Genomic DNA, 24147 nt, shown 5'->3' with positions numbered 1-24147 from the left:
AGGTTCGGGGTGGAAGCGCAGCAATGCGTGCAGCTGACGAATACTAATCGGTCGAGGACTTATCCAAATATTCGGAGTGTGCAATCGTTTCGCATCCAGTTTTCAAGGGGCAAGACTCCTTGAATCACAATCGTTGTTTCTTGGCGGAAACAACACAATAGGTTTGGTGATAATGGCGGAAGGGAACCACGCGTACCCATCCCGAACACGAACGTTAAGCCTTCCAGCGCCGATGGTACTTGGACCGCAGGGTCCCGGGAGAGTAGGACGTCGCCAAGCCGAGAAGCAAAGAACGCCTCTAGATCGAACCATCGATCCGGAGGCGTTTTTTTGCGTATGCTAACGGATAACCATAAGAAACCCTTCGCCGAAAGGCGAAGGGTATTGTTTTCAAGATCGGATCGATTGGATTCCTTCTTACCCGGTGGAGAATCCGCCGATATAGGCGTACCGGATTTCGCGGACGACGACCTGCAGCTTCCCGCTCGGTACGTCAAGGGTGAGCGAGCGGTCCGGGGTCGCGAAGAGCAGTTGTCTGCCAATCGGAGAGAGGAATGAGATGCGATTCTTATCGGGGTCGCTCTCGCTGGGATACACGACGGTGAACGACTCTTCGAAGCCGTCCTCTTCATAATAAACGTTCGCGCGGCTGCCGATGAGCACGACGGCCTTCAGTCGCTCGAACAGCGCGTCGTCCTCCTTCTCCAGCAATTCCACCAAGGTGTCGGTGTACCGCCGGATCGACTTTTCGATGAGGGCGCGTTCCGTATCTTGCAGACCGGATAAATAATTATCGAAGAATGCAGGATACTGCTCGTCGAAATAAACGAGTTGATGGATGAAATGTTCCCGAGTGGCGGTGACGGCGCTGAGACTAGGGCTCATAGTACGTGTCACCCCCCACTTGTTTCTCCCAACCTCGCTTGATCGCGTCAATGCTTGGCATCGAAATCTCCTCCTGAAAGAAAATAAAGCCCCGGTTAAAGGGCTTTCATTCATTGTATCACGGTTCCAGATGTTGGTCATCCGAAATCGACAATTTTCACAGGATTGTTGTTGCGCATAGAGGCATTTTTATGTAACATATTGTGTTAAGATTCTTCTTTCTACTCTCATGGGATAAGGTGGATTACGACGTGACGAATGGACAAGCAAAGGAAAACATGAGCGGCAAGCAGTATGTGCAGAACGTTTATGAGACGGTGTTAAAGCGAAACCCGGGCGAAACCGAGTTTCATCAAGCGGCGAAAGAAATCTTCACATCCTTGATTCCGGTTTTCGAGAAGTTTCCGATCTATAAGGAACTGAACATTCTTGAGCGCATCTCCGAGCCGGAGCGTCTGATTACGTTCCGAGTGCCTTGGGTGGACGATCAAGGCGTCGTCAGAGTGAACAGAGGTTTCCGCGTACAATTCAGCAGCACGCTCGGTCCATACAAGGGCGGATTGCGTTTCCATCCTACGGTTAACGCCAGCATCATCAAATTCCTCGGCTTCGAACAAATCTTCAAGAACGCTCTCACCGGCCAGCCGATCGGCGGCGGCAAGGGCGGCTCCGACTTCGACCCCAAAGGCAAATCCGACATGGAGATCATGCGCTTCGCGCAAAGCTTCATGACCGAGCTCTTCAGACATATCGGTCCGGACATCGACGTACCGGCCGGCGACATCGGCGTCGGCGCGCGCGAAATCGGTTATATGTTCGGCCAATATAAGCGACTTCGCAACGGGAACGAAGCCGGCGTCCTGACGGGCAAAGGCATCGGATACGGCGGCAGCTTGGGACGTAAGGAAGCGACGGGTTACGGCACAGTGTACTTCGTCGACGAGATGCTGAAGGCGAAAGGCATGGATTTCGAAGGCCAGACGGTCGTCGTATCCGGTTCGGGCAACGTGGCCATCTACGCGATCGAGAAGGCGCATCAGCTCGGCGCGAAGGTCGTCGCTTGCAGCGACTCCGGCGGTTTCATTTTCGATAAGAACGGAATTAATTTGGATACGGTACGCAGACTCAAGGAAGTCGAGTACAAGCGGATCAGCGAATACGTGAAGGAGCACCCGCATGCGGTGTACACGGAAGGCTGCGAGAAGATCTGGGCGATCCCTTGCGATATCGCGCTCCCTTGCGCGACGCAGAACGAGATCGACGAGTCGTCCGCGAAGCTGCTCATCGTGAACGGAGTGAAAGCGGTCGGCGAAGGCGCGAACATGCCATCGACGCTGGAAGCGATCGACGCATTCCTCGAAGCCGGCGTCCTGTTCGGTCCGGCGAAGGCTGCGAACGCAGGCGGCGTGGCCGTATCGGCGCTCGAGATGTCGCAGAACAGCATGAGATTCTCGTGGAGATTCCACGAAGTCGACGGCAAACTGCACGAGATCATGAAGAACATCTATCGCGAATCCGTGAACGCGGCTGAAGAATTCGGCGTGCCGGGCAATTACGTGGCTGGCGCCAACATCGCCGGCTTCCGCAAGGTAGCGGACGCGATGATCGCCCACGGCGTGATCTAATGCGTCGGACCGCCCCTTGTCTGTCCATCGGGCCTTCGACTGTGATATGGTAAGAGGAACGGGTATAGGACAGAAGGGGGATTCGATCCAGATGACATTCGCGGATATTGTAACGTTCGGCGAGACGATGGCGCTGATGATGCCGGGGCAAGGCAAAGGAATCGAACACGCGAAGACGTTCGACAGCTCCTTCGGGGGAGCGGAGAGCAATCTTGCGATCGGCTTGGCGCGCCTCGGCGCGAAGGCGGGTTGGTTCGGGCGGCTCGGCGACGATCCGCTCGGCCGCATGATCCTGAAGGGGATCCGAGGCGAGGGCGTCGACGTGTCGCGCGCCGCGCTCGTCGAAGGCGAGCCTACGGGGCTGATGCTGCGGGACGTGACGTGGGGCCGCTCGTCGGTTTACTATTATCGCAAGCTGTCGGCCGCGAGCAAGATGACGCCGGCGCATCTCGACGAGGATTACATTCGGCAGGCGAAACTGCTTCACGTGACCGGCATTACGCCGGCGCTGAGCGAATCGTGCCGGGAGACGGCGTTCGCGGCGGTCGACATCGCCCGCAAGCACGGCGTGAAAGTCAGCTTCGACCCGAATCTTCGGTTGAAGCTGTGGTCGATGGAGGAAGCTCGCCCGGTGCTGCAGCGGTTGGCCGAGTCGGCGGACTACTACTTGCCGGGATACGACGAGCTGCAGCTGCTCTACGGCACCGACGACTTCGACGTGATCATCGAGGAGTTGCGCAAGCTGAAGGCCGTATCGATCGTGAAGGGCGCCGGCAACGAGACGCTGATCGTCGAGAAGGATCGAATCGATCGCGTGCCGTTCTTCCCGGTGAAGCAGGTCGTCGACACGGTCGGGGCCGGAGACGGCTTCTGCGCCGGCTTCCTGTCGGGCATCGTTCGCGGGATGAGTCCTATCGAGGCCGTTCGCCTCGGAAGCTTGATCGGCGCGATGGTCGTCCAAGGCGCCGGCGATTGGGAGAGCATTCCCCCGCTCGCCTTGGTTGAAGCGGAGCTCGGGAGCCGCAAGCACGTCGAAAGATAACCGCTCGCAACGAAATTATATAGGTTCTTGACCCGATTCCGCCGCCGACTTGGTCGGCGGCTTCTTTCGTTTGCGGAAGAACGCCGGCAAGCCGATTTGAAAGCAGACAGACGTCCAATAGCGATCGAATTCGAAGATTTGAAGCGCGTTGCGAAAGCCGAACAATGCGGCCGGGAGCGCGGCAGCCATGGCGACCGCTCCTTGATGCCGCGAGCGAGCTGATTCGGGAGTCCGAGCTTATAGGCGAACGGCTTCCCTTCGACGAAGAGGACGACCTTGCCGAGGTAGATGTGATTCAAAGCATCCTCGAACTTGTCGATCTTCTTGCCGGCCATCGCGTGCAAGGCGACGCGGTAACGGCTGCGACAGCGTTTTCTGCGTCAACGGTATCCCTCCTCCGCCTATTTTCCCAAGAAGGAAGCTCCTTCATCCCGAAATTTATTAGACTAACGGTCTAATTAAGCATATAATAAAGATACGAGGAGAGGCGGTGTCCGACATTGGCGACGTTCATGAGAGCGGCCACGCAGAAGAAGCGGAGGCGCGTCATCGAGACGGCGGTCCGCTTGTTCGTGGAGCGAGGGTACGAACATGTGTCCGTCGACGAAATTATTCAGACGGCGAACATTTCCAAAGGCACCTTTTACCATTATTTCGAAAGCAAAGAAGAGCTGTTGGCCGAGCTGACGACGGCGCAGATGGACATCGTCGACCGGTGGGTGCAGACGTCCCCTGCGCATGTCGTCTCGCTGGAAGGGCATATTAATCGATTGTTTCTAGACTTAGCGTCTAATTATACGGACATGCCGAAGGTCATTCGCAGCTTGACGGCGGTCGCCATGAGCAACGACAACGTCCGGCGCAAGCATGCGGCGCAGCTCGGGGCGTTGGAGGCGGCCGTGATGAAGTGGCTGCCGGACCGCCGGAAAGCGGAGCTGATCGTGACGACGTACTTCGGCACGCTGAACGTATGGGCTTACCAGGAAGACGCGAGCTTGATCGCCATGCTGCAATCGAATTTGTCCGCGGCATGGGCGGGGCTTCGCGCCGCCGAGCTGCCGGAGCCGCTCGACATGATGACGAACGAGAAAGAGGGATATCGAATGAAAGTAGCGATTATCGGCGGAGGATTGGCGGGATTGACTGCTGCGGCGTACTTGTCGGAGCAGCCTTCCGTCGAAGGCGTCCTGTACGAACGGAGCCCGCAGTTGGGCGGTCGCGCGTTTACGTACGAGAAGGCCGGATTTACGCTGAATTACGGAGCGCACGCGGTGTACGGGATCGATCGGCACGAGCTTTCGAATCTCGAGAGCGAGCTCGGCCTCTCCTTCGGCAGCAAGCAGGTCGACAAGCGGAAGGTCTTCTATGCGAAGAACGAAAAGCTGACCCCGGCGCCGCTCGACGCCATGAACTTGATGAAGACGGACCTGCTCCCGTCGTCGCAGAAGGTGCGGTTCGTCGCGGAAATCGCCGCCATCATCGCGAACATTCACAATATGAAAAATTACCGTACGTTGGGCGATTACTTAGCGGAGTCGGACAGCGGCGAAGACTTGAAGGAGCTTTGGGAGCACCTGGTCTGCTCCAACTTCTTCATCGCGCCGTCGGACGCGCGTAACGTGCCCGGCCCCGTGATCGGGGAATATTACCATAATCTGTTCCTCTCGAGCCGTCCCGTCAACTACGTGCTGGGCAGCTGGGCGGTCATTACGAATCAACTGAAAGGGAAGATCGAGTCTTCCGGCCGGTGGGGCATCAAGCTGCAGGAAGCGGTCGAAGAAATCCGGTATGAAAATCGGAAATATCAACTTCGCTCCAAGAACGGCGAGGACGAATTCGATCGCATCGTCTTCGCGATGCCCGTACAACAAGTCGTCAAGCTGCTTCGCGGCACGCCTTGGGAGCCGTTCCTCGCCGACTACGAAGGCGCGACGCCGACGGAGGTCATGGTGTACGACATCGGATTAAGCGAAGTGGTGGCGCGCCCGTTCTCGTACATCAGCGATATGAACCGCAAGCTGTTCATTAGCGACGTATCGGCGACCGACCATACGGTCGTGCCGGAGGGCGGCCAGCTGCTGCAGGGCATCGCGTATCTCAGCGATCAATTCGAGAGCGATGAGCAGCGCAAGCAGTACCTCGACGGGAAGACGGCGCAGATGGAAGAGATGTTCGATACGCATTACCCGGGCTGGCGCGAGAAGGTCGCGGTGAAGCGGGTTTCGAAGAAGGCGATGGTGTCGAGCGTCAAGAACGTCGTCTCGAATCGGCTGCTTCCGGTACGTATGGAGCATGTGCCGTTCTACTTCTGCGGCGACGGCTGCGAAGGGAAGGGCGAATTGGCGGAGCGCGCGTTCTCGAGCGCCCGCGCCGCGGCCAAGCAGCTGATCGCGGAAGCGCGGAAGGAAGAGCTTCAGCTCGCTCGATAAATCGAAAACAAGCAAGAGAAAGAAGGGCCGTCCGCAGCGTTCGCGAAGAACGTTGCGGACGGCCCTCATCCATTATGCGATGTACGTCGAATATACCCAGTTGCCGCCCCAGAGCGCGATCCCCGCAAGGACGTTGAACCACCCCATGAAGAAGGCGTATTTCCCTTCCCGGCGCAGGTTCGACGTCTTATACCGCTTGGCGTCGACGGTCAAGATCAGCGCCCCCGTGGAGAGAAACAAAAACACGACGTACAGGAAATATCCGGTCTCGGATTGATACATCTTTTGGGTACCCCCTATGGAGTTTGAGCTTATTGCGCCTTCTGGCCGACCCTTCGAACGTCGAACGAGACGTTCACCCTCACTTCCATGTCCTTGAACGCGCTCTGCCACCGTGCCTTCGAGCGAATATGCCGATTCCAATATCCCGATTCGTGAGCTCGGATATATTCGCCGTACCCGAAAATGTCCGACTCTTCCTCTTGCAAGAGTCGAACAAATTGCTCGTACCGATCGCTGAAGCGGTCGGAAAGCTCCCTCCCGATTTTCTCAAGATCCTCCGGGCTGTTTAAATTGCCCTTCCCCTGATCCGAGGCTTCCGTAATATTTCCCTCCAGAAATATGGTCACTTCCGCCGTCGGCCGGCCGTTCTTTATGCTGACGTGCGTCTTCGACCGCCGATTGGTGACGCGGAACATGGCGGTCTCCTCCGAGCCGGGGATGCGTACGTACGAGGAATACCCGCCTTGCTCGCTCCCGACGAGACCCATGAATAGGCCGATCTCGAGGGGATCCGTCGTGCCGATGAGCTTCTCGCCCTTGAAGTAGGCGAGCCCCGAGATCCTCACGTTGTGTTGGTCCTGAATTTCCAAATACGGCAGGTTCGCTTCCTGACCGAGGCTGGACATCTTAATCCAGAAGTTGCCGATGACCTCCAACGGATATTTGCCCATCTGCACCGCGTGATCGAGCGTCGAGAGCAAATACAGCGCGGGTACCCGCTCTAGCTGGGGAGAAGTCCTCATATATTGCGCCGCCTCTTCCTTCGAGACGACGAGCCAGGCCAGTCGGCGCACTTCCGGGTTCCGGCGCAAGTAATCGCTTAAGTTTCCTGTCCCTCGCCGAGCGTACTCTTCGGACATGACGATGACTCGCAGATGTCCGAAGAACAGTCGGTCCGCCACCTCTTGTTGCAGCGATTGAACCGCCTCGTCTACGGTGTAGCCGTAGGATTCCAATACCCATACGGGGTTGCCGCCGCCCGATGAGCCGCCGCCGCTGCCGCTGCTGCCGCCGGGGCCGAGGGGGATGCGGCCGGGGACGGCGATCTGAGCCGTGACTTTCACTGTCTTCCCTTCCGGAACGGGAATGTCTTCATCGATTTTCTGATCCTTGCTTTTGACCATCGATTCCTTATGCACCACTTCGGGACCGGCGACATCGATGGCGATCGCGAGCACGACGGCGCGCTCTTCGATCTCGAGCCGGTCCCAGCAGCCGGTTAAGAGCGATAGCGCGGCGATCGAGAGAAGCGAGGTAAGAAGCGCTCTCATGAGGCTTCCCCCCGAACCCCCCGCAGCGCCGCGATCAGCAGCAGCGCGCCGGGGTACAGCAGCGTGAGGACGAGACCGATCCGGCCGACGATCTCGATCACCCTGTACAGGTTCAACACGTTCTCCGGCAGCATGGCGATCAGAAACACGAACGGGAGCGTAAAGAACGTGAACGGCTTATGGTCTTTCAGCCGCAGCAGCCCGGTCATATTTCGAACCGTCAAATAATAACTCGACAGCAGCGTCGTGAATACCGCCGTGACCCATACCGACAAGAACGCGGCGTCGAGCCGCTCGAGCACGTTGGCCGGCAGCGCCGTCGTCTTGGCGAGCTCCAGCGTCGGCCATAGCAGGTTCTTCGTCTCCATGGGCCCGAAGACGGCGACGACGGCGACGACCAAGAGTAAGTACAGTCCGCCCGCGATGCCCATGCCGAGGATGCTGGCGATCATCGCTTTCCTCGGTCGGCGCATGCACGGGATCACATTCGTCATAATGAAGTAGCCTTGGAACAGCGCGGCGATCGTAAATACGCCTCCGAAGAAATCCGGCCTGTGATTGCCGAAGATCGGCATCAGGTACAGCATGTTGGAGTTCTTCAGCGACAAGACCACGATGATGAGGGCAGGGACCAAGACGACGGGCAGATAGAACATGTGCATGTAGGAAAAGGAGCGCATGTCCGCGCGCGCGGACAACGTCGCCAACAGCAGCATGACGAACACCGTCACCTCGATCGGCGTGTTCTTCAAAACGGACGTGACGACGACGGTGCCGAACTCGCGGGCGGCGAGCGCCGACAGCACGGCGAAAAACGAGACGATCAGCAGGGTCATGGGCGCGGCCAACCACTTGCCGATAATGCGTTCGCTTAGCTCGCTAAACGTGAGCTTCGGGAATCGCATGCCGAGCAAGGTGACGATGACGAGTCCGACGCTCGCGATGGCCATGGCCACCACCGTCGCGAAAGGAGCCCCCGTCTCTGCCGCTTGAACGGCGAATAACGGCAAGGGCAGAACCCCGACGCCTACGATCGTACTAACGAGAATCGAGGTCGCTTGGACCACCGTGATCACTTTCTCCGGCTTCATCGGCATTCCCCTCCTTCTTCTCATCGATCGCTTTCGGATCCATCACGTTGCGGGTCTTTGCCCCTTGGTATTCGACGGTCTCTTGACCGACGCGGCTTTCGTCTTCCGTCTGGAGTAAGGAAGGACGCGTCTTCATCCACCACAGCGGACCGCGGATGAGCAAGTCCTTCAGGCCGCTCAGGTTGCCCGGTACAGCCGGCGTTAAATACGGAACGCCGAACGACCTCAAGGACAGCGCGTGGTTGCCGATCAGGATGAGGCCGACGACGATGCCGTACAAGCCGAACATACCGGCCAAGAATATTAACGGGAAACGCAGCATTCGCAGCGCGAACGCAGCGTTATACGCCGGCGTCGCGAACGAGCCGATCGTCGTGAGCGCGATGACGACGACCGTAATCGGGCTTGCGAAGCCCGCGGACACGGCCGCTTGGCCGATGACGAGGACGCCGACGATGGAGAGCGCGCCGCCGACCTGCTGCGGCAGCCGTATCGTCGCTTCCCGCAACACCTCCATCGAGATTTCCATGACCAGCACCTCGACGACGGACGGGAACGGCACGCCGGCTCGGCCGCCGGCGACCGCGATCGCGAATTCCGTCGGAATGAGCTCGGGGTTGAACGAGATGATAGCGACGTACAATGACGGCGTGATCAACGAGAACAGCAGGGCGATGACGCGCGCCAAACGGGAAAACGACCCCTGCAAGAAGCGGGAGGAGTAGTCCTCCGACGATTGGTAAAACTGCACGAACACGGTCGGGCAGATCAAAGCGAAGGGGGAACCGTCCACCAGGACGATTACGCGGCCTTCGATCATCTGCCCTACGGCGCGGTCGGGCTTCTCGGTATTTTGAATTTGCGGGAACGGCGACCAATGGTTGTCCTCGATCAGCTGCTCCAAAAAGCCGGAGTCGAGAATGCCGTCGATGTCGATGCTCTTCAGCCGCCTCGTGACCTCCTTCACGAGATCGGGGTTGACGATGCCCTCCAAGTAGCAGACCGCCACTTTGGACTTGGTAATACGGCCGACCCGCATGAGCTTGATGCGGAGATCCGGCGTCGGCAGGCGGTAGCGGAGCAGGCCGAGGTTGAAAATGAGCGGCTCGATGAACCCCTCTCTCGGCCCTTGGATCGTCTGCTCCGTGGGCGGTTGGGCGATCGACCGTTTCGGCACGTTCGGCGAGCCGATGACGAACGCTTGGTCCACCCCGTCGACAGCGACGACCGCCCGTCCTTGGAGAATAGCGTCCAAGACGAAATATGCGTCCGCGGACAGCACGCACTCGCCGTGGATGAGCGCTTCGTCGGCGATGACCGACTTGAGCCGCTTGGGATCGACTTCGGCGTCGACCAGATGGCGCGGGCCCTGCATGAGAGGCTGCAAGATGTTTTGGTTAATGATTACTTGATTGGACAAGTCCGAAAAGTAAAACAGGGCGGCGGGCGTCCGCCCGAACACTTGAAACCGACGCACGATAAAGTCGTCCGTTTCGTTAAGCAGGTTCTGCACGATTCGGATCGTCTCGTCCAAGTTCGATGGCAGCTTCTCGCTCGCATAGTCATCCAGCGAGCGGTTCGGAGACGGGGAGTTCCGACGGGACATAGAAATCGACTCCTTTCTCAACGTAAGCGAGTCGGAAATACGGCTTGTCTTACTATTTTCACGAATATGCCATTTCATGCAGGGCGTGCATAGTTTTTCGATTCTAGGGGATTTTTATGGTATCGAAGAGGAGGTGGGAAGCCCTGTGTTTCGAAAGCCCGGAAGAAGAAACGACGCCTCGAAAAACAAGAGGATGCTGCAGGAGGTCGACCGTCGCAGCGCCGAATCGCTTCAAGCGATGGACGACGTGACGCTGACCGCAGAATTGGACGGGAACCTGGCCTTGGCGAAGGAAGCGCTCGGAGACAGCGCCGACGTGATGGTGCGGCGGTTCCGCATCGGCGCGTTGTCGCGAACCGCGGCGCTGATCTTCATCGACGGCATGGCCGACGCCACGACGATCGACCGATATGTCTTAGAGCCGGTCATGCGCGCGGAATCGACCGAGGCGGAGGACCCCGTCGCTTGGCTTCAGGCCGCAGGGCTTCCGGTCAACGAAGTCGCCGCCGTCGATCGGCTCGGCAAAGCGCTGCACGCGGTATTGTCCGGAGACGCCGCGTTGTTCGTCGAGGGCGTCTCGACGGCGCTGCTGCTGAATACGAAGGGGTTCGAGAAGCGGAGCATCGAGGAGCCCCGGTCGGAGGCGGTCGTCCGGGGGCCGCGGAACGGCTTCGCGGAGACGATCCGAATGAATACGGCGCAGATCCGCTTGAAGCTGAAGGACCCGAACTTGCGAATCAAGGGCCTTAAAGTCGGCCAGCGAGGCAATACGAGCGTCGCCGTCACTTATATCGAAGGCGTGGCCGATCCGCATATCGTGGACGAGGTCGTTCGCCGGATCGAGAAGATCGACATCGACGCGGTCCTCGACAGCGGGTACATCGAGCAATTCATCGAAGACACGCATTGGACGCCGTTCCCGCTCATTCAAAACACCGAGCGTCCCGATAAAGTCGTAGCGAATTTGTTGGAAGGGAAGGTCGCCATCCTGTGCGACGGGTCGCCCTTCGTGCTGATCGCTCCCGCGGTGTTCAACCAGTTCTACCACAGCCCGGAGGACTATTACGAGAGGTACTTAATCGCGACGCTCATTCGCATCATCCGCATCATCTCCATGGGCATGGCGGTCTTGCTTCCGTCCTTGTACATCGCATTCAGCTCGTTCCATCCGGAGATGATCCCGTCTCGGCTCGTCATCGCGATGGCGGCCGGACGTTCCACGGTGCCGTTCCCGTCGATCGTCGAGGCGTTCCTAATGGAGATCACGATGGAAATTTTGCGGGAAGCCAGCGTGCGGCTGCCGGGGCCGATCGGCCCGACGATCGGCATCGTCGGCGCCCTCGTCGTCGGACAAGCGGCCGTCGAAGCCGGCATCGTCAGTCCGATCATGGTCATCGTCGTGGCGCTCACGACGATCGGATCGTTCGCTTCGCCGAGCTACAGCGCCGCGATCGCGCTGCGGATGCTTCGGTTTCCGATGATGGCCGCGGCGGCGTTGTTCGGGTTATACGGCATCATGCTGTTCCTCATCCTGATCGTCATCCATCTGTGCTCGCTCAAGTCGTTCGGCGTTCCGTACATGGCGCCCTTGACTCCGTTCCGGAAGAAGGATGTGAAGGATTCCTTCTATCGGGCGCCGCTGTATCGCATGAAGGAGAGACCGACTTTCTTCATTCCGGGCGACGCTACGCGCATGGGAGAACATTCGAAAGGGGACGACTCATGAACAAGAAGGAAGGGGAACATCCCGAAACCGTCATCAGCGCGAGGCAATCGTCCTCCATCATCGCAAGCGCCATTATCGGCGTCGGCGTGCTGACGCTTCCGCGCGGCGCGGCCGAATACGCGAGGCAATCGGCATGGTTTTCGGTTATCCTAGGCGCATTGGTCGCGATGCTTGCGGTCGCCGTCATTACGCTCCTCTCCAGACGGTTCCCGCATCAAGGCATCGTCGCCTACGGCGCGGAAATCTTGGGGCTTGGCAAGGGGAAGGCGTTCGGCAGGCTGTTCACCGTTCCCCTTCTCCTCCTATATATCGGCTCCTGGGGGTTTAGTACGGTCATCGTCGCGCGCATGTTCGGGGAAGTGGTCATTACGACCGTGCTGACCCAAACGCCGCTGGAGGTCATCATCTCCACGATGCTGCTGACGGCGTACATCCTCACGCTCTACGGCATCGAGGTCATGGCGCGCGTCAACGAGATGCTGCTTCCGATCATCGTCGTCCCTGTGCTGCTGATCGCGATCTCTTCGTTCCAAAGCGCGCGGCTATACCATTTGTTTCCCCTTCAAGAAGGGGTGGATCTGACGGCGTTCCTCCGGGGCATCATCGTCTCGTCCTTCGCCTTCCTCGGCTTCGAGGTGATGACCGTGTTCTCGGAGTACGTGCAGCAGAGCGATAAGCTGCTGCGCGCCAACCTGGCGGGCATCGCGATCCCCGGGGGGATTTACGCGCTGATCGTCTTCTCCGGCGTCGCCGTCTTCGGGGTGGACGAGCTGCAGCTGCTCGCCTGGCCGACGCTCGAGCTGGTGAAGGTAACGGAGGTGCCCGGGTTAATCTTGGAGCGGATGGAATCGGCGTTCCTCGGCGTGTGGGTCGCGGCCGTGTTCACGACGACGGGAACGATGTATTGCGCGACGACGCTATTGATTCATAGGATCTTGGGGTTTAAGGGGAAGAAGCCGTACCGAATCATCGCAACGATCCTGCTTCCTGTGTTCTATTGGCTGTCGCTGCTGCCGCAAAATATTCATGCGCTGTTCCAATATCAGCGATATTCGGGCATGCTCGGCGGCGTCGCCGCGCTGCTGATTCCGGCGCTGCTCCTTGGGATCGCGATCGTTCGCGGCAAGGGGGTCAAGGGAGGGGGAGCGACATGAGCGGGGCGGCGCGCTGGCTGAGCCTTCTGCTGCTATTCTCCTCGACGTTGGCGCTTGCGGGGTGCTGGGACCAGCGAGAAATCGAAGAGCGGACGTCCGTCGTCGCGATCGGAATCGATCGGGACGAGACGGATCCGAAGCTGATCTCCGTCTCGGTGCAAATCCCGATCCCGATCAAGATCGCCGGATCGACCGGCGGCGGGGGCGGCACCGGCGATCCGGTCCGGGTGATGCGCGCCTCCGGCCGAACGTTGATCGAAGCGTTCAACAACCTGCAGCGCCGGGTGAATCAGCAGCTGTTCTACGGGCATACCCGCGTTATCGCGATCGGGGAGGAGATGGCGAAGGCCGGGCTGGACGAAGTGATGGACGCGTTCCGACGCGATCCCCAAATCCGCCGGCTGCTCTGGCCGATCGTCGTGAAGGGGAAGGCGGTGGAGCTGCTGCAGACGAAGCCGGAGCTGGAGCAAATCCCTACAGTGTTCCTGATGTCGCTGATCGAGAGCGGCTCGGAAACCGGAAGAATCCCCGACGTCAACCTGGGGAGGTTCTACATCAACTTATCTGCGGACTCCGAGCATCCGTTCCTGAACTATATGGAGGTCGGACCGACCGGGGTGCGGTGGGCGGGCATCGCGGTGTTTAAAGGGGATAAGATGCTTGGGTCATTGGACGACCAACAGACGTGGAGCTTCATGCGCATCGCCGAACGGCAGAACGGAGGTCCGATCGTGTTCCCGTACAAGGGGAACGAGGACGAGCTGCTGTCGTTCACCACGGACACGACGAAGGTGGACGAGTCGTACCGCCTCGAGAACGGCCGCGTGCATGCGAAGTTCACGGTGTCCGTCGAGGGCGATCTGATCGCGAAATCGTTCGATACCGACTTCTCCGATCCGGCTCAGATCGCGGAACTGGAACGGGGGGCAAAAAAATATTTGGAAGACGAAGCACGCAAGCTGTTGGATACGCTCCAGAACAAATTCGATGCGGATATTCTCTGCGTCGGAAGCAAATTAAGCGCGTATCACCCTCGCATATGGAGAGAGGTTCGCGACGCCGACTATTTCGCCGAGGCGGTCATCGAGGTCGTATACGACGTCAAGCTGCGCCGTACCGGGATGGAGATGGAGTAAGTTACCCATTCCCTTATCCGCGGGGGACGCTTTATAATGGGGACAGGCGAGGGAACGCCGTACGCTGCCGAGGAGCCATGCCTTACGAGACAGCTTAGCGACGAACACTTGATTGACTTATACCTGACGGCGAAGAAGCTGGAGTTGGAGAAAGAGTTTCTGATGATGATCGTCGAAGAGCTAAAGCGCAGAGGGATCGAACCCAAGGAATTAGAATGAGAGCTTTCACTACTCGTACCGGCGTTTTTCGTGAAGCCGCCTATAGAATATGAGGGATACACAGTGCCGGCGTCGAGCTTTCGACACCGGTTTTTTTTGTCTCCATTGTAAAGTCCATCGAACCAATGATGTTCCGAACGCTAGCTTAAAGGTATAATTGATCATCGCAGTTTCCAAATTCAACATCTAGGATAGGTTAGGGGATGTTTTACTATGTCGACGCTGGCGGAACATAGTTTGCCGCTCGTTCTTTTGGCTTATACGGCCGCGGCCGTCTCGGCTTACGCCGCATTCAGCTTCGTCGAGAGACTGCTGGCGACCCAACGGATGCTGTGGCTGTTCTTCGGGGCGGCGACGTTGAGCATCGGGATCTGTTCGATGCATTACATCGCTATGACGGCTCACCATATCGAGGCTGCCTATCGTATAGGGACCGTGATGGCTTCCTTGATCGTTTCCCTGTCCGCGTCCTTCATCGCGTTTCTTATCATCGGGCTTTCGAAGCACGGCTGGGGCTACCTCCTCGCAAGCAGCGCGATCTTCGGCGTCGGTGCAGCCGTGATGCATTATGTGGGCAGCAGTTCGCTCATCGGGGTCGACTTAAGCTATCGCCCGGCTTCGATCGCCCTTACGGTATCGATCGGTTTTCTCGACGCTTTCATCGTGTTCCTGCTGGCATACCGTTGGAATTCCCTTCTCAAGAAACGCATTACCAGGTTGTTGTGTTCGGTCGTCATGGGAACCGGCATGATGGGGTTGCACTTCGCGGCGGTAGCGGGTACGACGTATACCGTCATGGAAACCCACCCGTCGTCCTTCGAGCAGGAATGGTTAGGGTGGGTGATTTTCTTTGCGACCTTATTCATCCTTGCCTTGGCCGTAACTTGCATCTATATCGATAAGCGATTCGAAGCCAGCGAAATGAGGTACAAGCCGCTGTTCGAGGAAAACCCGGATGCCGTGCTGTTAGTGAATCAACAGGGGACGATTTTGCACAGCAACGGAGCCGCGACTCGGGTCCTGGGGTATCTCCCGGACGAATACCGCCATCGAGACATTCGCGCCTTCGCCGTTCCGCCGTTCGTCGCGTCGGTGGACGAACTTCTCGAAGAGGCCGCCGAGGACGGCGCGCGGCCGCGCGAAATCGCGTTTCGCGCGAAGACCGGCGACCTTGTCATGCTGAAGCTGTTTGCGATTCCGCGCATGATCGATCAAGACCGTCAAGGCGTATATGTCATCGGCAAAGATATCACGGAGTCCAGGAGGGACCTAGACCGGCTCGTTCAGGAGCATGAGCGGGAGAAGCGGGATCAGGAAACCAAGTTTCTAACGGTCGTCGATTCGGTCCTCGACGCGCTCATCATGACGGACGAAGATTTACATATCGTCGTGTGGAATCAAGGGGCGGAACGGATCTTCGGTTATTCGAGCGAGGATGTGCTCGGCAAGAGCATCGATATGATCGTTCCTTCCCGATATTTGACGAGACACCGCAATGGATTTCAGCAGTACATGGACGGTTCGACGCCGCGGATCATGGGACGCGTCGTCGAGCTCGAAGGGAAACGCAAGGAAGGAGAAGTGTTTCCGATCGAGCTATCCTTAAACACTTGGGTTGCGGACAAACGTACGTATTTCTCCGCGGTCGCCCGCGACATCTCCGAACGGAAACGAGCCGAAAGGGCGCTCGCCAAAAGCGAGGAAATGTATCGCGACCTGATCGAGTCGTTCCCGGAGGCGATTTTGATCGGCCGAGGGACGCGATGGGTGTTCGTCAATGCGTCCGGCATTCGGCTGCTAGGCGGTACGAAACCCGAGGACATCTTGCAAAAAAGCGTGTTCGAGACCGTTCATCCCGATTTTCATCAGAACGTCCAGAGACGAATTCAACTTACGGAAATGCAGGGGAAGATGTCCGAGCGGATGGAGGAGAAATGGGTACGCTTGGACAGGGGGACGCTTCACGTGCAAGTATCCGCCATCCCCGCCAAATTTAACGACGAAGTCGCGCGCATCGTGGTCGTACGGGACATTACGGAGCTTCAGAAGGCGAGGGAAATTTACGAGAGATCCGAAAAGTTGGCGGTTGCGGGCGAGTTGGCGGCGGGCATCGCGCATGAAATTCGAAACCCCTTGACGGCGATCAAAGGATTTTTGCAGCTGACCAAGGAAGGGATGAATCCAGGGTACTACGCCATCATCGCTTCGGAGATGGACCGGATCGAGCTGATCATCAGCGAGCTGTTAATGGTGGCGAAGCCGCAAAAAACGAGCTTCGTATCGGAAAAGCTTCAAAACATCGTATTGCATGTCGCGAAATTGATGGAATCGCAGGCGAACTTAAACGACGTATCGATCGAAATCGATCTTCCCGAGGAGGACGTCTGGATCCGATGCGACGAAAATCAACTCAAGCAGGTCGTCATCAATATGCTGAAAAATTCCATCGAGGCGATGGACCGAGGCGGCGTCGTCCAACTTCGGGTCGTCCGCGTGCATTCTACGGCCGTCCATATCGTCATCCGCGACGAAGGACCCGGCATACCCGAGGACAAGATCGCTAATTTAGGGCAACCGTTTTATACGACGAAGGATAAAGGGACGGGATTGGGACTGATGATCAGCTACAACATTATTAGGAACCATCAAGGGCATGTTTCCGTCCGAAGCTCGGCCGACGAAGGCACGACGTTTACGATAACGCTGCCGATCTCGAATCCCGGCAAGCCGAAACCGGTCTGAACGGCGGTTCATCGACGTTCGAAGAAAACGGTTCTCCCCTGCCGCGAGGGTGGTATAATAGGGAAACAGCAAGTCCGAGAGGGACGGAGGAGGCGGTTCGGCATGTTCAGCGAGGTGCCCGGCGGCGTATGGGTCGCCGGCTTCGTGATTCTGGCGGCGATCACATGGATGACCATATGGGCCACGAATAAGGGGTATTCGAAAAAGTGGGACGAGGAGTAAACGCCGCGAAGCCGGCGTTCTGGCACGAGGCGATCGCCAATATGCGCGTGGATGTGTCCGTAGCCGCTTACACGAAGGTGTCCCCGTCCTGGCGCGATACCGATTATACGCCCGATTTCAATAAGCTGTATTTCATTCTCGAGGGGACGGGGTACTTGAAGATCGGGGACGCGGAATACGAGCCTGCGCCGGGGCAGCTGTTCTGGATGCCGCAGGGGGTGCGGCAATCGTACGGAACGGCGGAGGGCGAGCCGTTCGGCAAGCATTGGTGTCACTTCACGGCTTACGTCGGGGACGAGCCGCTTCCCCGCGTGCTGGACGTACCCGACTTCGTCGACGTGCCCGAGGCGGAGCGCCCGCGGCTCGCGGCTTCGTTCGAGCGGCTGGCGTATTGGCGAGGGCGAACCGAGCTGTCCGCCGCGATGCGAGTCCGTTCGGAGCTGCTCTCCATTCTGGCCGCGTATTTGGAGCTCGGCGGCGGGATGAAGGTGCGGACGGCGAGATCCGGCGCGATGGCGAAGATGGACCTCGTGCTGCGCTTCATCGACGAGCATCTGACCGAGCCGTTGTCGGTGGAGGAGCTGGCCGCGCTGGCGCATTACCATCCGAATTATTTCATTCGGTCGTTCAAGCGGACGACGGGGTTTTCGCCGATCCAATACATCAACCGCCAGCGCGTCGAACGGGCGAAGCGGCTGTTCGCGACGACGGAGCTGAACGTGTCGGAGGTGGCGGACCGGTTCGGGATGGAAATCTCGTATTTCTCCCGTCTGTTCAAGGAGACGACGGGATTTACGCCGTCGCAATACCGAGAGTGGATGACATAAGCAAGAGGCTGCCCGCGTGCGGGCAGCCTCTTCTTGTATCGCTTACGGGTAGAACGTGCTCTCCTTCGTCGTGGTGGAGCACCACCGCGCGTACGTCAGCTCGTGCAGCAGCGCTTCGTTCGCTTCCGGCGTACCGATGTAGCGAAGCGCTTCGGCGGCGTGGGCGCGGACGTAGCGGTTCTCGTCGTCGAGCGCTTCTACGAGCGTCGGCACGGCGGCGGCGGCGGCGGAGCCGAGGCGCGCGAGCGCGAGGCCGGCCGTGAAGCGCGTCTGCGCGTCGTCGTCGGTCAGGGCGCGGGCGAGCGCCGCGACGGCGTCGCCGACGTGCGCGCCGGCGGCCGGGCCGATCTGGCCGAGCGCCTCGACGGTCGTGCGCCGGACGCGCGGCTCGGGCCGGCCAAGCGCGTCGACGAGCGCGGGCACGGCTTCGGCGGCGAGGCCGCGAAGCTCGCCCAGCGCGAAGGCGGCGCGGGCGGCGGCCTTCTCGTCGGCGCTCGCGAGCGCCTCGCGCAGCGCCGGCACCGCGGCCGCCCCCGCGACGGCGAGGCCGTACGCGGCGGCCCGGCCGGCCGCGCCGCCGGCGAGCAGCGCGCCCGCGAGCGCCGCGACGCCGAGGTCGCCGCGGGCCGCGAGCTCGTACGCGGCGTTCAGCGCGTCCGGCTCGTCTTCGCCCGCGAGGCGCGCGGCCGCATCGGCGATGGCCGCTTCATCCGCCGGCAGCGAGCCGGCGATCGCGCCGACCTCGCCCCGCAGCCAACGCCACGTCTCCTCCCAGAGGAGATCATGCCGGGCGGGCAGGGCGTCGACGGTCGCGGGAGGCGTCCACGCGGCGTCGCGGTTGTCCCACGAAGGCGCCGTCGGCGCGCTCGTGCGCATGAACTCGAACTTCAGCATGTAACGCGGCTTCCCGAGCACGTTCGCCGTCGAGCGATGCCAGATGTCGTAGTGAATGAGCAGGAACGTGCCCGCTTCGCCGGCCGCCAGCGCCTCGCCTGTCGGATCTTCCGTCTCGAAGACGCGCGTTTCGTAATTTTGGGTGCCCGGCAGGAGGCCGGTCGGTCCGAGCTCGACGGGCGTATCCTGCGGGAAATACATGACCATCGCCCACCACGGATGGTGGTTGCGCTGCTTCTTGTACCCCCAGTAGCTGTCCTTGTGCCAACCGCCCGGCTTCGGGGTCGCGTTGAAGTGGCCGTGGCGATGGGCGTGCAGCATATAATTCGGGCCGAGCACGCTCGACAGCGCTCCGGTGACGACCGGATGGTCGAACACCTTCCGCAGCTCGCGGATGCGGGGCAGCAGGTTGTTCCCCGGGTTGCCCTCCTCCGCGTACACCTTGTCGAGCTGCGCCGTCAGGGCGTCGTGGAACGACTTCGGGAAATCCGTCTTCAACAATAAATATCCGTCCGTCACAAACTTTCTCATCTGTTCGTCGGTCAATAAGACCGGTGGGTTGATCGTCATGCGCGTTCCGCCTCCCGCGTTTCGAATTCAGCTTCATTATAAAGACAGACCGGAACCGGCGGCATGCATGATCCTAAGGTGGATTTGCACAAAGTTAAGCAGAAGGAAACCGTTTTCGTAAAAATCATCAAAACATCGTAAAAATCAACAAGAAAAAAAGCATTGACCCGCGCTCCGGCGAGTGATAGAATCAGAAAAATTTACGTGAAAATCAAAGAAAGCAGGGATGAACTCAGAATGGCTACGTATTACACCGAACCGTCGCGCACGTTCAGCGAGTTTTTGTTGATTCCGAACTTGACCACGAAGGCGTGCACGCCCGCGAACGTCAGCTTGAAGACGCCGCTCGTCAAGTTCGCGAAGGGCGAGCAGCCGGCTTACTCGCTCAACATTCCGTTCGCTTCCGCGGTCATGCAGTCGGTCTCCGACGACCGGATGGGCGTCGCGCTCGCGCGCGCCGGCGGCATCTCGTTCATCTTCGGCTCCCAGCCGATCGAGGAACAAGCGAAGATGGTCCGCAAGGTGAAGACGTACAAGGCCGGCTTCGTCGTCAGCCGCTCGAACCTCACCCCCGACGACACGCTGCAGGACGTCCTCGATCTGAAAGCCCGCAACGGGCATTCCACCTTCGCCATCACCCACGACGGCACGCCGAACGGAAAGCTGCTCGGCATCGTGACGAGCCGGGACTACCGCATTAGCCGGGATGCGCGGGACTTGTCCGTTCGTTCGTTCATGACGCCCTTCGAATCGCTGATCGTCGGCCGCTCCGGCATTACGCTCTCCGAAGCGAACGACCTGATTTGGGATCACAAGCTGAACGTGCTCCCGATCGTGGACGAGCGCCAGCACCTCGACACGCTCGTCTTCCGGAAGGATTACGACGCGCATAAGGAGCACCCGTACGAATTGCTCGACGCGAACAAGAGTTACGTCGTCGGCGCGGGCATCAACAGCAAGGATTATATGGACCGCGTGCCGGCGCTCGTCGAAGCGGGCGCGGACGTGCTCGTCATCGATTCGTCGGACGGGTACAGCGAGTGGCAGCGGGAGACGATCGAATACGTAAAGGCGAACTTCGATGTGTCGATCGGCGCGGGCAACGTCGTCGATCGGGAAGGCTTCTTGTATCTGGTCGAAGCGGGCGCGGACTTCGTGAAGGTCGGCATCGGCGGCGGATCGATCTGCATCACGCGCGAGCAGAAGGGCATCGGTCGCGGTCAAGCGTCGGCCGTCATCGAGGTGGCGGAAGCGCGGGACGAATATTTCCGTCGGACGGGCGTGTACGTGCCGATCTGCTCCGACGGCGGCATCGTGCACGACTACCATATTACGCTGGCGCTCGCGATGGGCGCGGACTTCGTCATGATGGGCCGGTATTTCGCCCGATTCGACGAGAGCCCGACGCGCAAGCTGAAGATCGGCAACAACTTCGTGAAGGAGTTCTGGGGCGAAGGGTCGAACCGCGCGCGCAACTGGCAGCGGTACGACACGGGCGGCAAGAGCGGGCTTATGTTCGAAGAGGGCGTCGACTCTTACGTGCCTTATGCGGGTCCCCTGCAGGAAAACATGGACAAGACGACCGCCAAGATCAAGTCGACGATGTGCAACTGCGGGTCGCTGACGATTCCCGAGCTGCAGAAGAACGCACGCATCACGCTCGTCTCGGCGACGAGTCTCGTCGAAGGCGGCGCGCACGACGTCATCCTGAAAGACAACAGCGGACTTTCCGGGGAATAGCCGAACGGACGGTCGGAAACAGCTTCCGAGGACCTCGGGTCCCCGGAAGCGTCCGACGTCGAATCAGCCCGATCGGGCGACTCGCCGGTATAATCGCTCCACCTTGCGAACTTGCGCCTTGATGTTATGCTCCCGGACCACGACAGAGCGAGCCCTGGACGTCAGCGCCCTCCACTTCTTCTTCGTCCTCAGCATTTTTTTCATCTTTCTGGCAAGGTCTTTCGTATCGCCTTGTCTGGCGACGTATCCGGTTTTGTTATGTCGGACCAGCTCCGGGATCGCGGAGTGATTCGTCGTCACGACGGGGAGTCCCGACGCCATCGCTTCCACCAACGTGTTGGGGATCCCTTCCTGATCGCCGTCTTTGGCCGTTCTGCTGGCCAACACGAAAATATGCGCCTTCCGCAGCATCCTTCGAACGCCGCGATGCGAGAGCATGCCCGCGAACCGGACGGACTTCTTCAGGCCGCGGCGACGAACGCGCTTTTTCAGCTTGGAGGATTCCGAACCCTTGCCCACGATGATCAGCCGGGTATTCGGATGCTTCCGATGGACGAGAGCGAACGCTTTGATCAAAATATCCATGCCCTTCTTGGGCACTAGCCGGCCGATGGAGAGAAACGTAACCCGGGCCCCCTTCTTGGGCGGCGTACGCCGGCGAAAGGGGAATTTCCCGAGGTCGATCCCCGTCTTGACGACCCGAATTTTGCCTGGCGGACAATGAAGCCGAACGAGTTTCCTCTTCATATGATGCGAAACGGTCAGAACCATGGCGCTGTGTCGGAATACGGAACGCAGCCTCCGTCTATATTTCTTCTCCCTTAATTTTTTAGAGACGTCTTTCCCATGGAACGAGGTGATCATGGGGATATCCGTCTTTAATTTGTAGGGAAGGATGCGTACCGCCGTGCTGCCGAAATAAGCGTGGATGACGGCCGTCTTTTTTCGTTTCAGAAATCGAGGGACGTTCCCGACTTTGCGTAAACGATAGATGCGGGGAAAAGGAAACCGAGACCGATACTTCACTTTATCCGCCAAAATATAGCCTTTGAATCGCTTGATATGCTTAATTCGTTCGTAGATGAACGTTTCCGTCGGATTCAAATAGGTGTTCTTGACGTGGGCGACGACGGTTTTTCGAGGGCTCATGTTCTCACCTTCCGATATACGCGGTTGATTTTTCGCGTGACGCTGCGCCACGAAAAGTCGGCGACCGCCCGTCTGTAGCCCGCGGTTCCCATCTTCCGCGCGAGCTTGCGGTTCTTCAATAACTTGTCGATATAACTCGCCATTCGCTTCGCATTTCCGGGTTTCGACACGAGATAGCCCGTTACCCTGTGTTTTACGACCTCGGGCACGCCTCCGCGTCTCGTCGCGACGACCGGGACGCCGGAAGCCATCGCTTCCAGATTGACGCGGCCGAACGGCTCATGCCATCGGGAGGGACAGACGAACACGTCGGCGATCGCGTAAAATTCCTTGACCTTGCCCGGTCGAACGAAGCCCGTGAAGCGGATGCGGCGTTTCCCCAACGTACGCTTCGCTGTTTTTTCGATTCGTTTGAAATAGCGGTCCTTTCTTTTCGCTCCGTGATCCGAACCGCCGACGACGATGACCGCCAGATTTTTATGCTTTTTCTTCAGAATGCGGCAGGCCCGGATCAACGTGTCGATGCCTTTCTTTTTATCGATTTTCCCGACGAACAACACGACCTTCTTCCCTTGCGTATTCCATTTTCGTTTCAGCCCGGCGACTCGCTCGGGATGATTCCACTTCATGATAAATTTACCGGGATCGATCCCAAGGTGAACGGTAATGATTTTGCTCGGTTTGACGCGGCGAAACCGACGAATGGCGTCCCTGCGGGTGTAATGGCTGTTCGCGATGAAGAAGTCGGTTTTTCGAATTCCTTTGCGCCATCCCGGTCCTTTTTTCTCGCCGAGCTCATTGTGAAGATTTAATACGTACTTCGATTTCGGAGAAACCTTGTGGAGTTTCTTGACGAAATGAGGGCGGTTGAACGTATGGATGATCGGGTAGTAGTTTTTCCGAATGATCTTCCGAACCCTTTTAATATAGTTTTTCTTTCTTACCCGAACGACGCGGATCTTCCGACCGTAGGAGGGGGCTCCGAAACCGGCTCTGGGGCTGAAAAGAGTAATCCGATGCCGGCCTGCCAGACGGCGGACGATTTCATCGATGTAAATTTGTACCGCTCCCCCTTGAACCGGAGGCACAGGACGGGTCTCCGGCGCGACGATGGCGATTTTCATGATTTCTCCTTTCTTGTTCCCAAAGTGTGAGGAAGATGGAACATGGACATTCGTTGGATTCCGTACTATAAAATCTTATTCAGGCGATAGGGAATCCGAGTAGACGGTTGACCCGTATCCGCAGGAAACTTAAGGCGCTTGTCTATTTCATAGCCTGAAAATATTCCCACCCTTGTCCCGAAAATGCGAATAAATGTTTGCGTCCTGAGAAAAATTAGGGTAGATTATTAGAGTGGATTTCGGAAAACATTCTCTCAGGTCGGGGTGGGTTATGGACCGCAAACAAACGAAACTCAATTGGGTCGTCGCGGGGCTGCTGCTCGGCCTCTTCGTCGGCGCCCTGGATCAGACGATCGTCTCCACGGCGATGCCGACGATCATGACGGAGCTCGGCGGGTACGAATATTATGTTT

19 protein-coding genes and 1 rRNA gene are annotated in these 24147 nt (G+C 58.6%); 11 read left to right on the top strand and 9 right to left on the bottom strand.

Annotation, left to right across the window (positions count from 1 at the left end; all coding sequences use genetic code 11):
- The first annotated feature begins 162 nt into the window (after positions 1 to 162).
- Positions 163 to 279, top strand: a 5S ribosomal RNA gene (rrf, locus tag RIN49_RS27985).
- Between the two features lie 138 nt (positions 280 to 417).
- On the opposite strand, the gene RIN49_RS27980 is transcribed toward rrf, so the two are convergent.
- Entirely contained in the window at positions 418 to 885 is a 468-nt protein-coding gene (locus RIN49_RS27980; protein WP_309123395.1) for a GreA/GreB family elongation factor, read from the bottom strand.
- 278 nt (positions 886 to 1163) lie between these two features.
- Between RIN49_RS27980 and gdhA the strand changes: the two genes are divergently transcribed.
- Both gdhA and RIN49_RS27970 read left to right on the top strand, forming a co-directional pair.
- Positions 1164 to 2510, top strand: a complete 1347-nt coding sequence (gdhA, locus tag RIN49_RS27975; RefSeq protein ID WP_309123397.1) for an NADP-specific glutamate dehydrogenase — start codon at positions 1164 to 1166, stop codon at positions 2508 to 2510.
- A 91-nt stretch (positions 2511 to 2601) separates the two neighbouring features.
- Positions 2602 to 3552: a sugar kinase gene (locus RIN49_RS27970; protein ID WP_309123394.1), complete on the top strand. Its 951-nt coding sequence runs from the start codon at positions 2602 to 2604 to the stop codon at positions 3550 to 3552.
- A 15-nt stretch (positions 3553 to 3567) separates the two neighbouring features.
- Here RIN49_RS27970 and RIN49_RS27965 read toward each other — a convergent pair whose 3' ends face one another.
- Positions 3568 to 3741, bottom strand: a complete 174-nt coding sequence (locus RIN49_RS27965) for a hypothetical protein (RefSeq protein ID WP_309123393.1) — start codon at positions 3739 to 3741, stop codon at positions 3568 to 3570.
- A gap of 311 nt (positions 3742 to 4052) precedes the next feature.
- On the opposite strand from RIN49_RS27965, the gene RIN49_RS27960 reads away from it, so the two are divergent.
- Entirely contained in the window at positions 4053 to 5981 is a 1929-nt protein-coding gene (locus RIN49_RS27960) for an FAD-dependent oxidoreductase (RefSeq protein ID WP_309123392.1), read from the top strand.
- Positions 5982 to 6053: 72 nt separating this feature from the next.
- Here RIN49_RS27960 and RIN49_RS27955 read toward each other — a convergent pair whose 3' ends face one another.
- Genes RIN49_RS27955 through RIN49_RS27940 form a run of 4 tightly spaced genes read right to left on the bottom strand, consistent with a single transcriptional unit; the run spans position 6054 to position 10231 of the window.
- Positions 6054 to 6263 (bottom strand): CLC_0170 family protein, encoded by a 210-nt coding sequence (locus RIN49_RS27955; protein WP_309123391.1) that lies wholly within the window; start codon positions 6261 to 6263, stop codon positions 6054 to 6056.
- A 29-nt stretch (positions 6264 to 6292) separates the two neighbouring features.
- Complete coding sequence (locus tag RIN49_RS27950) at positions 6293 to 7534, bottom strand: Ger(x)C family spore germination protein (RefSeq protein WP_309123390.1); 1242 nt, start codon at positions 7532 to 7534, stop codon at positions 6293 to 6295.
- Positions 7531 to 8625, bottom strand: a complete 1095-nt coding sequence (locus RIN49_RS27945; RefSeq protein ID WP_309123389.1) for a GerAB/ArcD/ProY family transporter — start codon at positions 8623 to 8625, stop codon at positions 7531 to 7533. Before RIN49_RS27945 ends, RIN49_RS27950 begins: the two co-directional genes overlap by 4 nt.
- The gene (locus RIN49_RS27940) at positions 8573 to 10231 is read right to left on the bottom strand and encodes a spore germination protein (protein ID WP_309123388.1); all 1659 of its coding nucleotides are present in this window, start codon (positions 10229 to 10231) and stop codon (positions 8573 to 8575) included. The genes RIN49_RS27945 and RIN49_RS27940 overlap by 53 nt, the downstream gene beginning before the upstream one ends.
- Positions 10232 to 10424: 193 nt before the next feature.
- Between RIN49_RS27940 and RIN49_RS27935 the strand changes: the two genes are divergently transcribed.
- From RIN49_RS27935 to RIN49_RS27910, 6 genes are all read left to right on the top strand, one after another.
- Positions 10425 to 11957, top strand: a complete 1533-nt coding sequence (locus tag RIN49_RS27935) for a spore germination protein (protein ID WP_309123396.1) — start codon at positions 10425 to 10427, stop codon at positions 11955 to 11957.
- Entirely contained in the window at positions 11954 to 13111 is a 1158-nt protein-coding gene (locus RIN49_RS27930; RefSeq protein WP_309123387.1) for a GerAB/ArcD/ProY family transporter, read from the top strand. The genes RIN49_RS27935 and RIN49_RS27930 overlap by 4 nt, the downstream gene beginning before the upstream one ends.
- Entirely contained in the window at positions 13108 to 14247 is a 1140-nt protein-coding gene (locus RIN49_RS27925; RefSeq protein ID WP_309123386.1) for a Ger(x)C family spore germination protein, read from the top strand. The genes RIN49_RS27930 and RIN49_RS27925 overlap by 4 nt, the downstream gene beginning before the upstream one ends.
- Before the next feature lie 36 nt (positions 14248 to 14283).
- A complete protein-coding gene (sda, locus tag RIN49_RS27920) occupies positions 14284 to 14466 on the top strand; it encodes a sporulation histidine kinase inhibitor Sda (protein ID WP_309123385.1) in 183 nt (60 codons plus the stop codon).
- A gap of 213 nt (positions 14467 to 14679) precedes the next feature.
- Positions 14680 to 17208: a PAS domain S-box protein gene (locus RIN49_RS27915; RefSeq protein ID WP_309123384.1), complete on the top strand. Its 2529-nt coding sequence runs from the start codon at positions 14680 to 14682 to the stop codon at positions 17206 to 17208.
- A 206-nt stretch (positions 17209 to 17414) separates the two neighbouring features.
- Entirely contained in the window at positions 17415 to 18257 is an 843-nt protein-coding gene (locus RIN49_RS27910) for a helix-turn-helix domain-containing protein (protein WP_309123383.1), read from the top strand.
- Between the two features lie 42 nt (positions 18258 to 18299).
- Here the strand turns inward: RIN49_RS27910 and RIN49_RS27905 are convergent, their stop codons facing one another.
- Positions 18300 to 19721, bottom strand: a complete 1422-nt coding sequence (locus RIN49_RS27905; protein WP_309123382.1) for a HEAT repeat domain-containing protein — start codon at positions 19719 to 19721, stop codon at positions 18300 to 18302.
- A 237-nt stretch (positions 19722 to 19958) separates the two neighbouring features.
- On the opposite strand from RIN49_RS27905, the gene RIN49_RS27900 reads away from it, so the two are divergent.
- Positions 19959 to 21461, top strand: a complete 1503-nt coding sequence (locus RIN49_RS27900) for an IMP dehydrogenase (RefSeq protein WP_309123381.1) — start codon at positions 19959 to 19961, stop codon at positions 21459 to 21461.
- Between the two features lie 63 nt (positions 21462 to 21524).
- Here RIN49_RS27900 and RIN49_RS27895 read toward each other — a convergent pair whose 3' ends face one another.
- Both RIN49_RS27895 and RIN49_RS27890 read right to left on the bottom strand, forming a co-directional pair.
- Positions 21525 to 22610: a glycosyltransferase gene (locus tag RIN49_RS27895; RefSeq protein WP_309123380.1), complete on the bottom strand. Its 1086-nt coding sequence runs from the start codon at positions 22608 to 22610 to the stop codon at positions 21525 to 21527.
- A complete protein-coding gene (locus RIN49_RS27890; RefSeq protein WP_309123379.1) occupies positions 22607 to 23734 on the bottom strand; it encodes a glycosyltransferase family 4 protein in 1128 nt (375 codons plus the stop codon). The genes RIN49_RS27895 and RIN49_RS27890 overlap by 4 nt, the downstream gene beginning before the upstream one ends.
- Between the last annotated feature and the right edge of the window lie 413 nt (positions 23735 to 24147).

The sequence above is a fragment of the Paenibacillus sp. genome (genome assembly GCF_031177825.1).
Classification (GTDB): Bacteria; Bacillota; Bacilli; order Paenibacillales; family YIM-B00363; genus Paenibacillus_AE.
The sequence above is the reverse complement of the archived record's forward strand: the minus strand, read 5'-3'. Positions and strand labels throughout refer to the sequence as shown.

Bases quoted from the DNA above. Each gene is read 5' to 3' on its own strand.
- RIN49_RS27980 (WP_309123395.1), bottom strand. From the start codon at position 885: ATGAGCCCTAGTCTCAGCGCCGTCACCGCCACTCGGGAACATTTCATC.
- gdhA (WP_309123397.1), top strand. From the start codon at position 1,164: ATGAGCGGCAAGCAGTATGTGCAGAACGTTTATGAGACGGTGTTAAAG.
- RIN49_RS27970 (WP_309123394.1), top strand. From the start codon at position 2,602: ATGACATTCGCGGATATTGTAACGTTCGGCGAGACGATGGCGCTGATG.
- RIN49_RS27965 (WP_309123393.1), bottom strand. From the start codon at position 3,741: ATGGCTGCCGCGCTCCCGGCCGCATTGTTCGGCTTTCGCAACGCGCTT.
- RIN49_RS27955 (WP_309123391.1), bottom strand. From the start codon at position 6,263: ATGTATCAATCCGAGACCGGATATTTCCTGTACGTCGTGTTTTTGTTT.
- RIN49_RS27950 (WP_309123390.1), bottom strand. From the start codon at position 7,534: ATGAGAGCGCTTCTTACCTCGCTTCTCTCGATCGCCGCGCTATCGCTC.
- RIN49_RS27945 (WP_309123389.1), bottom strand. From the start codon at position 8,625: ATGAAGCCGGAGAAAGTGATCACGGTGGTCCAAGCGACCTCGATTCTC.
- RIN49_RS27940 (WP_309123388.1), bottom strand. From the start codon at position 10,231: ATGTCCCGTCGGAACTCCCCGTCTCCGAACCGCTCGCTGGATGACTAT.
- RIN49_RS27935 (WP_309123396.1), top strand. From the start codon at position 10,425: ATGCTGCAGGAGGTCGACCGTCGCAGCGCCGAATCGCTTCAAGCGATG.
- RIN49_RS27930 (WP_309123387.1), top strand. From the start codon at position 11,954: ATGAACAAGAAGGAAGGGGAACATCCCGAAACCGTCATCAGCGCGAGG.
- RIN49_RS27925 (WP_309123386.1), top strand. From the start codon at position 13,108: ATGAGCGGGGCGGCGCGCTGGCTGAGCCTTCTGCTGCTATTCTCCTCG.
- sda (WP_309123385.1), top strand. From the start codon at position 14,284: ATGGGGACAGGCGAGGGAACGCCGTACGCTGCCGAGGAGCCATGCCTT.
- RIN49_RS27915 (WP_309123384.1), top strand. From the start codon at position 14,680: ATGTCGACGCTGGCGGAACATAGTTTGCCGCTCGTTCTTTTGGCTTAT.
- RIN49_RS27905 (WP_309123382.1), bottom strand. From the start codon at position 19,721: ATGACGATCAACCCACCGGTCTTATTGACCGACGAACAGATGAGAAAG.
- RIN49_RS27900 (WP_309123381.1), top strand. From the start codon at position 19,959: ATGGCTACGTATTACACCGAACCGTCGCGCACGTTCAGCGAGTTTTTG.
- RIN49_RS27895 (WP_309123380.1), bottom strand. From the start codon at position 22,610: ATGAGCCCTCGAAAAACCGTCGTCGCCCACGTCAAGAACACCTATTTG.
- RIN49_RS27890 (WP_309123379.1), bottom strand. From the start codon at position 23,734: ATGAAAATCGCCATCGTCGCGCCGGAGACCCGTCCTGTGCCTCCGGTT.